This window comes from Alteromonas sp. OM2203, assembly GCF_048517045.1.
Taxonomy (GTDB): domain Bacteria; phylum Pseudomonadota; class Gammaproteobacteria; order Enterobacterales; family Alteromonadaceae; genus Alteromonas; species Alteromonas gracilis.
The window spans coordinates 4,502,883-4,516,455 of the sequence record NZ_CP183209.1; the positions used below are offsets into that span (position 1 = coordinate 4,502,883).

Annotated in this window: 12 protein-coding genes; 4 read left to right on the top strand and 8 right to left on the bottom strand. The window is 40.7% G+C overall.

From position 1 onward, the window contains the following. Window positions 1–267: 267 nt before the first annotated feature. The 3 genes from ACM0P2_RS19735 to ACM0P2_RS19745 all read left to right on the top strand — a co-directional run bounded on the left by ACM0P2_RS19735 (window position 268) and on the right by ACM0P2_RS19745 (window position 2,906). Window positions 268–1,131, top strand: a complete 864-nt coding sequence (locus ACM0P2_RS19735) for a YicC/YloC family endoribonuclease (protein WP_156087296.1) — start codon at window positions 268–270, stop codon at window positions 1,129–1,131. Window positions 1,132–1,305: 174 nt separating this feature from the next. Continuing rightward, window positions 1,306–2,520: a tyrosine-type recombinase/integrase gene (locus ACM0P2_RS19740; RefSeq protein WP_419227057.1), complete on the top strand. Its 1,215-nt coding sequence runs from the start codon at window positions 1,306–1,308 to the stop codon at window positions 2,518–2,520. 152 nt (window positions 2,521–2,672) lie between these two features. Then, window positions 2,673–2,906 (top strand): hypothetical protein, encoded by a 234-nt coding sequence (locus ACM0P2_RS19745; protein ID WP_419227058.1) that lies wholly within the window; start codon window positions 2,673–2,675, stop codon window positions 2,904–2,906. 520 nt (window positions 2,907–3,426) lie between these two features. On the opposite strand, the gene ACM0P2_RS19750 is transcribed toward ACM0P2_RS19745, so the two are convergent. The 4 genes from ACM0P2_RS19750 to ACM0P2_RS19765 all read right to left on the bottom strand — a co-directional run bounded on the left by ACM0P2_RS19750 (window position 3,427) and on the right by ACM0P2_RS19765 (window position 6,758). After that, window positions 3,427–3,648 carry a helix-turn-helix transcriptional regulator gene (locus ACM0P2_RS19750; protein ID WP_419227059.1) on the bottom strand — a complete coding sequence of 74 codons (222 nt, stop codon included), beginning with the start codon at window positions 3,646–3,648 and terminating at the stop codon, window positions 3,427–3,429. A 252-nt stretch (window positions 3,649–3,900) separates the two neighbouring features. Then, a complete protein-coding gene (locus tag ACM0P2_RS19755) occupies window positions 3,901–5,625 on the bottom strand; it encodes a DUF927 domain-containing protein (RefSeq protein ID WP_419227060.1) in 1,725 nt (574 codons plus the stop codon). Window positions 5,626–6,116: 491 nt separating this feature from the next. After that, window positions 6,117–6,494 (bottom strand): hypothetical protein, encoded by a 378-nt coding sequence (locus ACM0P2_RS19760; protein WP_419227061.1) that lies wholly within the window; start codon window positions 6,492–6,494, stop codon window positions 6,117–6,119. Window positions 6,495–6,542: 48 nt separating this feature from the next. Then, window positions 6,543–6,758, bottom strand: a complete 216-nt coding sequence (locus ACM0P2_RS19765; protein ID WP_419227062.1) for a hypothetical protein — start codon at window positions 6,756–6,758, stop codon at window positions 6,543–6,545. Between the two features lie 210 nt (window positions 6,759–6,968). Between ACM0P2_RS19765 and ACM0P2_RS19770 the strand changes: the two genes are divergently transcribed. After that, on the top strand, window positions 6,969–7,148 hold the full coding sequence (locus ACM0P2_RS19770; protein ID WP_419227063.1) for an XRE family transcriptional regulator: 180 nt from the start codon (window positions 6,969–6,971) through the stop codon (window positions 7,146–7,148). A gap of 12 nt (window positions 7,149–7,160) precedes the next feature. On the opposite strand, the gene ACM0P2_RS19775 is transcribed toward ACM0P2_RS19770, so the two are convergent. From ACM0P2_RS19775 to ACM0P2_RS19790, 4 genes are all read right to left on the bottom strand, one after another. Next, window positions 7,161–8,027 carry a phage integrase N-terminal domain-containing protein gene (locus ACM0P2_RS19775; RefSeq protein ID WP_419227064.1) on the bottom strand — a complete coding sequence of 289 codons (867 nt, stop codon included), beginning with the start codon at window positions 8,025–8,027 and terminating at the stop codon, window positions 7,161–7,163. Between the two features lie 554 nt (window positions 8,028–8,581). Then, window positions 8,582–10,897, bottom strand: a complete 2,316-nt coding sequence (locus ACM0P2_RS19780) for an AAA family ATPase (RefSeq protein ID WP_419227065.1) — start codon at window positions 10,895–10,897, stop codon at window positions 8,582–8,584. Continuing rightward, entirely contained in the window at window positions 10,878–11,555 is a 678-nt protein-coding gene (locus ACM0P2_RS19785; protein WP_419227066.1) for an ABC-three component system middle component 1, read from the bottom strand. Before ACM0P2_RS19785 ends, ACM0P2_RS19780 begins: the two co-directional genes overlap by 20 nt. Then, complete coding sequence (locus ACM0P2_RS19790) at window positions 11,548–12,810, bottom strand: ABC-three component system protein (RefSeq protein WP_419227067.1); 1,263 nt, start codon at window positions 12,808–12,810, stop codon at window positions 11,548–11,550. Before ACM0P2_RS19790 ends, ACM0P2_RS19785 begins: the two co-directional genes overlap by 8 nt. Window positions 12,811–13,573 lie beyond the last annotated feature (763 nt).

Below are 13,573 nucleotides of genomic sequence, written 5' to 3' on the forward strand. Positions count from 1 at the left end.
TAGCGTTTTACAGGTTTGATTGGCGATATGTGAATAGAAAGCCCCATTCGCGGTCAAAACCTATAAATTCGATGTAGCTACGAAATTGCGCCTAAGTATAACGCAATACCCGCGGCCGTTAAAAACGAACTTTACATGTTTGCTTATTGAATTACGTAAATGTGCGCTAATATACAAAATACAAGAAAACCTGCTGTAGATATTCACGTATACAACACGACGTTCGGGTTGTTTTTGCAGGCTTTTAGTTAAATTTAAAGGATATTTATGATTTACAGCATGACAGCGTTTGCGCGCGTAGAAACAAAAAAAGAGTGGGGCTCAGCCGTGTGGGAAATACGCTCGGTCAACCAACGCTTTTTAGAAACTTACTTTCGCCTGCCGGAACAGTTTCGCTCATTGGAGCCGGTTTTACGTGAGCGATTCCGTAAAAAGCTAGCTCGAGGTAAGGTGGAATGTGCGCTGCGTTTTACTGCCAACGATGCTGCTGTAACTAAGCTAAGCTTAAACGAAGAGTTGGCTAAGCAAGTGCTTCACGCCGCTGACTGGGTGCAATCCCATGGCCAATCCACGGGGGTTAACCCACTAGACGTTTTGCGCTGGCCTGGGGTAATTGCAGCGGAAGAAGCCGATATGGACACCATCCACGCTGACGTAATGGCCGCGTTCGACCAAGCACTTAACGATTTTATTAGTGCCCGCGCTACCGAAGGGGAAGCCCTTAAAGGTATGATCACGCAGCGCCTAGATGCCATTGAAGTGGAAGCTGAAAAAGTGGCCGCACGTATGCCTGAAATCATGGTGTGGCAGCGAGAAAAAGTGCAAACCCGCTTTGAAGAAGCAAAGGTAGAGCTTGATGCAGGCCGTTTTGAACAAGAAATGATCATGCTTGCGCAAAAAGTAGATGTGGCGGAAGAGTTAGATCGTCTGAATGCTCACGTTAAAGAAACCCGCAATATCCTTCAAAAGGGTGGAGCAGTAGGCCGCCGTCTTGATTTCATGATGCAGGAGTTTAACCGCGAATCGAACACGTTAGGTTCAAAGTCTATCAGCACCGACATCACACAATCGGCGGTTGAACTTAAGGTACTGATTGAGCAGATGCGCGAACAGATCCAGAATATTGAGTAAAGCTCACTAGTGCTCACAAAAACTCACAACACTTTGAAAAGCCTCACTTTATAGTGGGGTTTTGTTTTTTATGGTTCCGTATTTTTTCATTCTGTTTCATCTAATTGGTGAGTATTGTGGTGAGTATTTTTCACTGCTAGTCTCAAACCACTGGTGAGTACAAGAGGTGAAAAAATGCCAAATTTAACTGTTAAACAAGTCAACATACTTGCTAAAAGCAAACCAAGTAAAACATCCGATGGCAATGGATTATTGTTCGTTGTTCCAAATCGTGGTGAACCATACTGGTCCCTGAGATATTCCTTTAATGGAAAGAGAAGGGAAAAATCACTGGGGAAACTCGAGGAGCTGACACTGGCTGAAGCGCGTGGTGAGGCAGAAACGATAAGAGCCATGCTTAGAGAAGGCGTTGATCCACTATCATTGAGCTCTCTCACCAAGCATAGCGGAATGACTTTTAACGAGCTATTTCGCGATATGTACGAAAATAAGCTTCTCAAACGATTGGAAAGGCCTGACATTCCAAAAAGCAAATATGACAGAGAAATAGCCAAGTTCATTGGTCACCTGAAAGTTGAGCAGGTTAATGCGTTCCATATTCGGGATATCCTAAATATTATTACCGATAGTGGGCGACCTACAGTGGCGAATGATGTACTGGACCTACTTAACAACCTTTTTAAACATGCAATTCAGCTAAATATTACACTAAACAATCCTGCTTCGGCTTTTGACTACAAAGATGCTGGAGGGCATGAGCCATCTCGGCAAAGAGCATTAACTAATGTTGAGATAGAGCAAGCATTCAGCATATTCAGGAAATACCCAGAATCCTTTACTCGCGACAACTATCTGGCATGTTGCTTGTTGGTAGTTTTAGGGGTACGTAAGTCTGAGTTAATTCAAGCACCATGGAGCGAATTCGATTTTGATAACGCGGTTTGGCATCTACCAAAAGAACGCACCAAAAAAAAATTTAGAGCAATAAAAATCCCATTACCACCACTCGCTGTCGAATGGCTGAAAGAACTAAAAGTTCGCTCACATGGCTCAGATTATGTGTTTCCAGCTAGACGCAAGAGCAAGAAGCCATATATGGGCCCTGATACCATCAACAGCGCTATTAATTCACTGTTCGGTATAGACAAAAGTAAGAAAATTCCACCGCCAAACCGTATGGGTGATTTGGAACATTTCAGAGTGCACGATCTTCGTCGTACATTCAGATCTATTGGGTCGGAACTGAAGTTTCAAGATGCTCATTTGGAACGTTGTTTAAATCATAAAATCAGTACGTTAGATGAAATTTATAACAAACATGACTTCTTTGAAGAGAGAAAGGTAATTCACCAAGCCGTATCTGTAACTTTAGAGCCTCTTCTTCGGTGACGAAGTCGAGGCAAGACTTTTCCACATGTTCTAATGTTAGCTATTAATATCTATTGCGTACAAAAAGTTTTCATACTTGAAACTCACAGCATGTTATTGTGGGTACTTCCTAGTAAAAAATAAGCTACTCAGTTGTGTCCAAACCTAATAACATGAAACGAAAGAAAGAACAGTCAGCCATCGATGGCTTTTTTAAACACTTTCATGCGGCAGCAGCAAAAAGAAATCGAAAAGCAGTTAATTGCTCAATGGATGGCATGGATACTATATTAGGTGCAGATTATATTTTTACTGATAATGTTTCATTTGCCCTTACAGAATTTAAGTATGATGAAACAGATCTCAAATCTGAAGCTGAAAAGCACCGAAGGGAACATTATGTATAGATTTAGATTCCGATGTTGCAAAAGCCAACTTAGCAAATAATTGTCACTATATCTCTTGGACAAAGAAAGTTAAGGAACGTCGACGCGTAATTTACTTCAATAAATATAAGCACCAAATATGTAATCGAGAGATATTTGGAAACGAAAGTAAACTAAAAGATCTATTACCCACTAGGAAACCTATCCCAGCAAGAAATTTTATTGATAACTTTTTTGATCATGAAGTTGGAACTAACTATGAGCTTTTTAACTTCTACGTTGATTGGCTACTAGAAATAGAAGGCGATGATTCTGGCGTAGAAATACTGATTGATGATCCTAACGATGAGAATTGTGGATTGATAGAGTTTGAGTCTTTATCAGATTTAAAAAGTTGGTTAAACAAATACATACCACCACCTCCTGCTCCACCTAGTTCAAGCTCGGGTTATAAGCCCAGATAGTGAACAAGGCGTTCTCGATGATCGTGATATACGTTGAGCCGCCTTGTTAGCTTGGTGTCCACACACAGTTTAGTTTTTTATTTCCCATTAATCCAAAGTAAAACGTCCGACAGTAACCAGCGAGCTTTTCCTTTACCGACACTAGAGGCTGGCGGGGTTTCTCCCGCCTTTTGCATACGCCACCAGGTAGTGCGGCTAATGCCGGTTCTGCGGCAGCGCTCAGTCTCGCTTATCAACCGCTCTTCTTCGCCATAGAGTTTTAAAATGCCAGCTCGTTTTTCAAATAGCTCGTTATTCATGTTCGCCTCCCAATTCGACACGATTCTTTAGTACCCAAGCATCAACTTCTTTTCTCTTAAAGAATGTTCGCCGCCCTCCTAGCTTGTAACAGGGCAACCCATCCCGTACTTGTTGACGCAAGAAATTCGGACTCAGTGCTGTGTACTGAACACACTCATCAAATGTGAGGAACTCTTTGCTGTTGAGCGCTACTTTGCAAAGTTGGCTTTCAATCACGCATTTAATTTCGTCAAATAGCTGGTCAGTAAGCATTAGTAATTCTCGCTTTGGGAAACTGGGAAAGTGGGATTAGCATTACTATTCAATGAGTTATCATTTTCGTAAAAGTGGGATAAATCCACACTTTCACCGCATTCACGACAGATTTTTTCGGGAAAGAACTTAATAAACCGCTCTCCTCCTATTTTAAATGTGCGACGCGTGCCTTCATTGGAAATGGCCCAACCTTTTTGAAGCATGTAATGGACTGTTTGACTGTATTCATGAGCAACAGACTCAATTACTTCCGATTTGAATAACTGCTGAGGGATGTACCAAGCCAGTTCCGGCTCTGATTCGAAGAATCCTATGCTCCCGTTATGTGATTCCTCTCGAGGACTCAGGCTATGCCGCCACTTATTGATTAGCTTGACAAGCTTCTTAATAATTTTCTTACTTTCTGAGTTTTCGGTGCTATTCCGATCATCTAGCCAAATTGTTGCTACTTGTTCTAATGCATCTTTAGCTTCACCCAAATGCCATGGCAACAGCCCTAAATTAATGGCAATTTCCCCCGCGGCGGCTAGCAGCGCAAATTTATCTAAAACGTTATTAGCTTGGCTCTCTATGTTTTTTGACCAAGGCCACTGCCCCCGAATATCTTTGTACTCTTTAATAACTTCATTGTTTGGGCAATCAAATTTTGAGAGAGCTTCCACCCACAATTTAATGAAAGTGCCATGGTACTTACCTACGCAGGATGATAAGTACTCAGCAAACTCCTTAGCTGAAGTAAATCCATGAGTATTTTCAAAAGCATCATATTTGCTAAATACTGGAACCTTTATCAACCGGACTGATTGCCCAGCACTAACACTTTGATTGATGCCCAACAAAAGCTCTTCAAGGGTAAGCTCGCCGGTACTGAGAATTATTGTGCGCCAACGGTAGCGCTTATCCAGTGCACCATCTTGCTGGCTTCTTAATTTTGATACGCCATTGCACAAGTGATAAATTAACTGGCCTATCTCTTGCGCGGGGCATTGCTTAAATTCATCAAGACAAAGCAACATGTTATTTCGCGCACGAGCGATAGACTCAATACCGTTAGATGTTGAGCTCCAAGTCTCCCAGTAGGTTTGATCTGAATAGATACTGGCAGCCACTTTCATCACTGTAGACTTGCCTGATTTTGAGCTGCCGACGATTTGTATTCCAAAGCTCTCCAAATCAGTCCATCCAATAATAGGGGCCGCAAGTGCAGTACATACTGCAAGAATCATGATTGGATTACCTCGGCAATATTTTCCAATATTTTGTTGCCAGTCCAATAGAGAGCCTGATTCAACTAAGCCGTCACCAGCAAAATCACCAACATAAACTGCCGGAGTCTCATATCGGCCAATACTCCAATCCGGAGTCACGAATTGGCCGTCCACCCAGCCACTTTGTCTCGCGCTGTATGCATGCTTATTACATGGAGTTTCGATTAGGTAGGCTAAAAGAGATTCCCACGAGTATTTTCCTGGCGACAGTTGAAAGCCTGACCTAAGCAGCCTCTTTTTAAATTTCTTTGCGAAGTTGTCATCAACTTCTCCCATTGGTAGTACTTCACGAATCGGTAAGCCAAAGTAGTTTTTCCACTCTAAAAGTCGGCCAAAGTCATCTCGCTTATCGTGGGAAGAGACGATAGCCTTCACTTCTATCGGACCGGAAATCTTTCTCTCTTCACCATCTTTGTTAAGGGCGTAAATCCCGTCAGGTTTTGCTTTTAGCATTGGTGCTGTTCCTTATAATTCGAAACGCTATATGAGCGTGTGAAACTGTTTAGAACAGGCTGCCATAAAGTCCTTCAGAGTGAGCGCGAAAAACTAGGGTGACTTTAGGAGGGTTTTTTCTAAGCTTGGAAAATACGCTGAAATTTACCCACTTCAGAGGTTTGATTTTCACGTAAAGTATAAGAAAACAGCTGTTTTTGGGCGCCAAGAATTAGGCATGCCTAACTCCTTGGCTCAAAAGAGTAAGTTATCAGTCGAATTTATTGATGTTGTCGCGATTAAAATGAAATAGCAAAGCAAAAAGTATTACCAACGCCAGAACCATGGCGCATCCTGTAAGCAACGGGGCCATCACTATATTCTCCCTTCTTTAATTGCTTTAAATAGATCGTGTTTTAGTTTGTCGTAGTGGCGAGTAGCGCGAATAGCCAGCACCATTAACACACACATTTGAAACCATTCATATGTTGTCATAGCAGTTCCTATTAATTTTAATGCCTGGTAATACCGTTAAATACGTTACCTTCCAAGTTACACAACTCGATAACCCAATTACTGATTTGCTGTCGCTTATTTGGATTATAGCCGGTAAACGGGAATGTTATTTTGGTGCTGCGCGCTTTAAACTTTGAAAAGGGCCCCAGTCTTAAATCCCAGACAGCCCCATATTCGTTGGTTACATCGAACGCAAACGCTTTTTGGGATATTAAAGTGAGTAACATATCCTCTTCCGTCTGAACATCCTTATCAAAAGAAAGGCCTAGTGGCTCACATTCGACCTCAATACCACAAAGTCGATGCTTGATCTCTGCCAGCGCTGGTAAAAATGGCCACAATACAAAGTTATTAATCAGTTTTTCTTCGTTCATGAAAGCCTCTCCCCAATTTGGCATGCCAAATTGAGTTGTAAATTAGCCCTAATAATAGGTGTCGTATAATTCGCCGCGCGCCTGAGCATCCTCAGCCTCTTGACGAGTCATATGTTCGCCATCAGCGATGATATTTCCCATACCATCGTCAAGCTTATCTAGTTGTTCGTTTTCTTTACTGCCTGCTCCGTCACCGCTGAAGATAGCATTAAGAACGAATAACACTATTACTGCCAAAATACCCAAAAAACCTTCAAAACCCATATTACCTCCAAATCCAATTTGGCATGCCAAATTGAAAGCTAAGTATTCCTTAGTATCCAGACTTCATTAAAGCTAAGAAAATCTTAGTTTTCAATAGCAGATCTCTTACACCAGTTGAAAAGTAATGATGGTTCGCCGTTTCCAACACGGCTAAAGCAAGCAAGAACAAGACTAGGTCTTTCCCAGAAGCAGTTAGGAATAATGGCGGGGATGGATAAGTTTGTAGCGTCTGCTCGTATGAACCAATATGAACGTGGTGTTCACACTCCAGATTTCAAAACGGTAGTCGCGTTGAGCGGTGTTCTAAAAGTGCCAACTGCCTTCTTGTACTGCATTGAAGACGAGTTGGCTGAAAAGATTTTGGATTGGTCAGTAAGCGGAAAAAATTAGGCATGCCTAATTTCAACTACCCAAGTACGCATAGGTTATCTTCAAACGTTCATGACCTAACTCTTGGCTAATTTTTTCACGGACTTTGGTATCGTGCTCATAATCGGTTGGCGAGAGCTTTCTTCTATGCGGACCACCGTCGGCAGGGCATTTCCAACCTGTAAGCTCTAAATAACGCTCCCTTGCGTAATGGTGACGTAACCCATGATTTTTATTTAATCCAACTCGAATTGTTTCGCGGTCGTACTCACCCATTTGTGATTTATAGTTCTTATTAGGTTCGATAAGTGCGCCTCTAGTAACAGCGGCAATATCACGAATAAGCTGTCGTTGAGATTCTTTTCGAATTGGGATCGTGCGGTATTTGCCACCCTTAGCCCATGAGCCTTTTATTTGTAGAGTGTTAGCGTCTATCAATGCATAAGACAAGCTGAATTTCATACACTCCTCTTTTCTAAGCCCAAACTCTTGCTGCAAACGCAGGGAAAGCTTGATTAAGTCACTTTTGATCTTGGCATGCTTATCCATGTCTAACGTTTTTGACTTGCCAATTGGGTTATTGCGAACTCTTGGAATGCCGTAATCATCATTGCTACGTGAACAGATATTCGGTTTACCTATTTTTTCGGCAATCCAACGCAAGGCCGCCATTCTGTTTTTTATTGTTTTTGCTGCTAAACCTTCATCTTGCCAACGTGTAACAAGATGATTGATGTGCTTGGTTTTAAGACCGGTCGGGTCTTTTAATCTATAACCATGTTTGAGTAGCTGCTTTGCAGCAAGGTTTAAAACTTTGCTTCGGGTAGCTCTAGTGCTAAAGCTACTTTCGCGGTGAGTGTCGTTCACCATTTGATGAAGACGATATCCTAATTGGCTCATTTCATGTTCCTCACAAATTTAATAATTGATTTTGAAAGAATTGAGAAAAACACCAAACCGAAGACCAGGGGGCGAAATGCCAAAATAGGTAAGTTTTAAAGCCATATGAACGGTGCGTAACCGAGCATATTGTCATAAGACATAAAGGCTAACTGGTCTAAAGCAACAAAGCTGAGCCGTGTGATTTCTGTTGAAATACAGCGCGAACTACTGTGGTCTATATTTGTGTTGTTTATAGCGGGGTGGTCGTGCGACCAATAATGCTGCGAATGCAGCTCCTCAGGAACGTGTTGCGGGCAGTGAATACGCCCTTTTTCTTTGTGCTCATTTCGAGCTAGTTCATAATTAAAATTATCACAGTGATCGGAGATTGCAACACCTTTTTGACACGCTCAAATCTCCATCCCTCTTCTGGCCCTATAATTTTTCAAGGCGGATTGGGTGTCGAGGCATCATGAGCAGTGGCCTCGACGGGCGACTCTGCGAGTCGTCCCTACCTCTTTCGAGTAGGGACGACTCGTAGCCAATCCGCCTTCAACTTTTCTCTAACTATTTCAATCTCGATGCTTTTTTAAAAGATTGATTTTCTGATGTGATAGCCCGGCTTTGCTATAGCGATAGATTAAATAATTAGCTATATCTTGTTCATGTGTCGACATAATTACTTGCCGATCACGAAGTTCAACTCTGAGTAAATCACTTAATGAAGCAATATTTACCTCGTCCATACATTGCGTTGGGTCATCAATAAAGACAAAGGCGGTTTCCGCATATTTTTTGTTAAGTGCCAAAAATAATGCTAACGCGAGTGCGCTGATTTGGCCGCTACTCATTGAAAGAGCCGCATCATGCTCGCTACTTTTCGCTGTTTTAAACTGCAGGGGTGTATCTTTTTGTGCCCCCTCAGCCCGCTCTAAAAATATCCCCAATCCAGTTTGCATATTTTGCAGTAAACGCCCGCTGTAGATATGAAATAGCAGTTCTATTTCACCGAGAGTTTGGTTTATATATGTATTGCGAGCTAAGTTGAGTTTTTGTTCCGCGTGTTTTAGCTGTTTTTCTATTTTGTTAATAGCATTTAGTCTAGCTAAAGACTTGCTAAGTGCTCTAAGCTTTTCCTGATGAGATTTGCTAATCAGATTATTATACTCACCATGTAAATAGCTAAGTTTATTCTCAATAGAGTCCTTAGCAATATTATTCAGTTCCTCAGAATTTCTAAAAGCACGATAGTACAAAGCTAATGCTTGCTCTGACAAAGTGTCATTTTCCCGCTCGAATGACCGTTGCACTTGCAGTCGCATAGCCTCGATCTGTTCATTTTGATGTTCAATCGTCTCTGCGTATTCTTCAGGAAGGAGAATATTAAGTTGTCGCACCCGTTCCGCGATAGCTAGCAATCGATTTGCTTGAAACTCATGAGCCTCAAGCTCCTTTAATAGCCTCGGGTTGTAAGCTTTATCTAACTTTTCAAGCTGCTCCTGAAGGCTCACCAATAGAGTTTGTAACGTTAAGCTTATTTTTCGCACAAGATCCGCGAGTATTTTTCCATTTTGGTCCAGTTCTTTTTCTATTTTCTGAGTTCGCTCGTCTATAGCGTTGAGTAGCAATTGATGTTCTCTATAATCAAAACCACAGAGTGGACAATTACTTTCATCCTGACTAATCATATTTATTAATTTAGAACGCAACTCCAATGTCTTAGTTTTGGCCTCACCGACTGTATTTTGATAAGCCTGAATTTCTATTTTTTGTTTAACAAGTTTAGAAAATTCATCAAAATCACTGGATAAAGGATGCTTTAATGGAGATATATCCACTTCTTTGAGGTCCGTTGCATTCCTTTTTGCAACCGATATTGCTTGCATTAAAGGTTTTCGTTGTTCTCTCAATTCTCTCAAAGGATTTAGCTTATCAAAATGATTAGCAAGACGGACTGCCAAAGCAAACTCTTCAGTCTGTAGAAAAGCGCTTTTCTTCCTGTTACGCTCTCTTAGTGCAACTTCATTAGAATGCTCAACAAGAGTTTTTATCAAGTTTACAGAGGCAATATAATTTGGATAATCTTCTAAACGCTCCACTGTTAATGGAGTTTCAGAATCCCAAATTGGAATCGAATCGCTAGTGGTGATTCGGCTGTAGTGCGTCGGTTTACCTGGTTCTGATAGTTGTTGTTTAAGCCTCTCGACTTCAGCTACTAACGAATCATGAATATCTTTTTCTTGCGTATAAGCCGTTCTTCGGGCCTCCTTCATATTTTTAAGGTTACCCAACCGAGAATTCAGATCATCCAGATTAATAAGGTGCTCAATTTGCTTGGTTCTTGTGGAATCTTCACAACAGCCATCAGGAATGATCAAAGCCTTACTATCTTGTTGTAGGTAGTTCAGTACATCGAAATTCTTTTGAAAGTTGCTTCCAATATATTGCTGCCAGAATGCGCTTTCATTAGTAACTTCTGTGGCTAATGACCAATCGTCAAAATAATCAGACCTGAATAGCTTAAAGATCGAAAACTCACTAGGCTTGTTGTTTTTTGCTTTCATCTCCTTGGCATAGGCTTTTCGCATAATATTAATCGTCTGACTACCGTTCGTCAGCTCAGCTATGATACTGATATCACCATTGTAATCATTGTGACGATATAGGTTGCTTCTAAAGCTATGTTTGTTGGGAGTAACTGGTTTCAAGCGAGCAGCTATTCGCGGCAATTGGCCGCGGAAGAGCAATTGTTTAGCATCAAACAATGATGTTTTACCAAACCCATTTGGGCCATCATAGATAGTAATACTGTTGTTATAACTTTCTTCAAAAGAGGAGAATGCCTTGAAGCCATTTATTTTTAATCGATTAATCCTCCATTTGTTCATTGATTAACACCTCCATGATTTCTTGACAGGTATGCCCATCACCTAATTTCTGCTCTATTGAATTTAAGAATGGTAATAGCTGCGCTTCACTTAGCAATTGTTCTGCAAGTTCGTTTGCACTTGTCAATATAGCTTCTTGTGCCGGAACAGCTAAAAACGGAAGCTTAATATAAAGCCGACAAGCAAGACTAAATGCAGTTTCTTCAGTTGGGTTTTGTTTATAGCGATTGAAAGCGTCAGAATTTGCCAAAAGTTCATATAAAGTTCCACCAAGCTCTAAGTATTCATTGAGTTGTTCTAATTCAGTGCTCGTATAGTAGAGTAAATGTTTTTTAAGACTGTATGCGTTTTCTTCGATATCAAAAATATTATGCTCATATTGTTTAAGTTCCGTTAAGCTGCCTAACTTGAATAGAATAACTAAGTCGGTATTTTTAGCAAAAGATGGGGTTCCTAAAAGAATAGGGGGTGTACAGGCCTGAACTTGTTCATTCAACTCAGAAGGAGCACTTAACTGGTCAGTTTCTAAAACAACGAGAAATCGTTGATAGTTCGGATCACGCGCCACGTAAAATGAGTAATCTTCAAAGTCGCTTTCTAGTCTTTCAAACAGGCAAGATGAGTTTTCCGCTACTCGCTGAACAATTTGTTTAATCACTTAGTTCCTCCTGAGCATCTTCCGATGAGATAAACCTCACGTTGTGAATTTTAGTCAGACGGCTATTTTCTTGGTCACCTACTTCAGAAACATCCATAAACTTACCTGTTAACTTTGATGCTTCACTAAGCAAGAAAGGGGAATGCTTCATCTCAACTATTAGGTTATTGTATTCATACAAAACATCCTGAACTACTGCGTTTTCTCTCAACGCTTCTACATTGTTTTGTATTTCTGATAGTGAAAGTCTTTCATTGCTAATAGTTAACCTGATTGCAGTTGGTAAGTATGTGCCAAATTCAAGCTGCTGATAATGCGGCAGATCAGGGACAGTAACTAACTTATTAATTAGTGCTATAATAGCTATATAGTTTTCGACGCCTTCCTGGCTAAGTCCTTCAAGTTTTACTGAAGAAAGATTTGGCTTTTTAGCATAATAGAGCCTCTTCAGTTTCGGCAAATCCATATGAGCAATAGCCTTACGACAAGCTAATATATCGGCGAGAGAGAATTGGGGGGAAACTTCATTACTTTCGATTAGACTATCCGTTCTCTCTAATATGTTTCGCCTAAATCGATTGAGAATCATACACTCATCGGTTTCATCTAATACTTCAGCATTCAGGCACTCTTCTATTTCTTCAAAGGAAATAGGAGTTTTATTAGCCGCATCAAATTTTATTTCCGCCTCATTGTGAATTTTAGAATGAGCAGAAATTACCTTTGCATCAAGTAATGTTTGGAGTAAAGACAATTTGTACTGAATTAATAATGGAGAATTATATTTTTTAAGCTTTAGTAAATATTCCGACACTATTTTCTCAAGTATGCCATCAACTTGGTCAAGCGGAAGATACCGATTGCCATCACTGTAACAATAAAACTCAACTATATTTTGCGGTATATTGGAAGGGGTAAGCGAGGAGAAATCGTCCAGCTCACGAGCAACGTGAAACCAGCGTTTAGTATTCTTATCAACTCCCGGGCCAGTAACCTCTGCCGCTTGTATAAGTGCTTCCTTGTATGCAGAACGCTTGCTATCCAATTTCGCTTTAACTTGATGAAGGCTTAAAACCTCTCCTTCATGACCATAAATAACAAAATCATCTAAAGACTCAACCTTTAAATTGTAAGGCTTACTATCTTCATAGATGAGCGAATGAATACAATGATAAAGAGCAATCTTTCCTTGATATATAAAACCGCTCCACGATGCTATCGCACTACTATTTTTTACCTTTTTTGGAATATCCATTTAAAATAACCACATCAATGATGCAAGCTTCCCTCTATACGTTTTAATAACGATAGCACAGCCCTTTAAGGCTTATCGATATCAATTAAATAATTTAGTTTGATTAAAGTTCTTAAACCACTTCGTTCAAATCCTGTAAAGCGATAAATCGGAACCCCGCAAGCGGGGCCCCCTTGCTTCGCAACCCTTCGGGCGATTTCTAGCTTGACTGGCTTTTCTCTACGTAGTGCGTGTTGGCCATGAGGTATGGCGCGCCTTTAGGCGGCAAGCGCCTAAAACTTACCAACCTCATAGCAAAAGGGGCTTCTATGAAACCTATGGACTTTATAAACAGGGCTAAAAAAGTAGAATTTACTGATATAGCAAGGTCGGCAAAGCCGATTGAACGTACCACTCTTAAACACGTTCGGCCTTCCGATAAATGTTACCTGGTTAAAACAGGCAGCAAGTTACAATTCTGGATAACTCGTGATGATTGCTTGTTGTCTGTTAATGTCTCTTTGCACTCACCATTTTGTGTTTGTACTGACGCAGATAGTTAATTATGTTTCCCATATCCCAACTTTCCCAGTTAGAAATTGAGCATTTTTTTAATTTTTTTCATAAATTTCTTCGATTTCTTTATGGTGAGTACACTGGTGAGTAAGAGAGGGTTGAAACGAGCAAAAAACACCTTGTAGGCCTTGATATAGGTGGATTTGCGAAATTTAAAACGATAAACAGAACCAGAATATAGAATAATATCCGTTGGAGTCCAAAAGTC

Coding starts and splice junctions, on each gene's coding strand:
- ACM0P2_RS19735 (WP_156087296.1), top strand. CDS start 268: ATGATTTACAGCATGACAGCGTTTGCGCGCGTAGAAACAAAAAAAGAG.
- ACM0P2_RS19740 (WP_419227057.1), top strand. CDS start 1,306: ATGCCAAATTTAACTGTTAAACAAGTCAACATACTTGCTAAAAGCAAA.
- ACM0P2_RS19745 (WP_419227058.1), top strand. CDS start 2,673: ATGAAACGAAAGAAAGAACAGTCAGCCATCGATGGCTTTTTTAAACAC.
- ACM0P2_RS19750 (WP_419227059.1), bottom strand. CDS start 3,648: ATGAATAACGAGCTATTTGAAAAACGAGCTGGCATTTTAAAACTCTAT.
- ACM0P2_RS19755 (WP_419227060.1), bottom strand. CDS start 5,625: ATGCTAAAAGCAAAACCTGACGGGATTTACGCCCTTAACAAAGATGGT.
- ACM0P2_RS19760 (WP_419227061.1), bottom strand. CDS start 6,494: ATGAACGAAGAAAAACTGATTAATAACTTTGTATTGTGGCCATTTTTA.
- ACM0P2_RS19765 (WP_419227062.1), bottom strand. CDS start 6,758: ATGGGTTTTGAAGGTTTTTTGGGTATTTTGGCAGTAATAGTGTTATTC.
- ACM0P2_RS19770 (WP_419227063.1), top strand. CDS start 6,969: ATGGATAAGTTTGTAGCGTCTGCTCGTATGAACCAATATGAACGTGGT.
- ACM0P2_RS19775 (WP_419227064.1), bottom strand. CDS start 8,027: ATGAGCCAATTAGGATATCGTCTTCATCAAATGGTGAACGACACTCAC.
- ACM0P2_RS19780 (WP_419227065.1), bottom strand. CDS start 10,897: ATGAACAAATGGAGGATTAATCGATTAAAAATAAATGGCTTCAAGGCA.
- ACM0P2_RS19790 (WP_419227067.1), bottom strand. CDS start 12,810: ATGGATATTCCAAAAAAGGTAAAAAATAGTAGTGCGATAGCATCGTGG.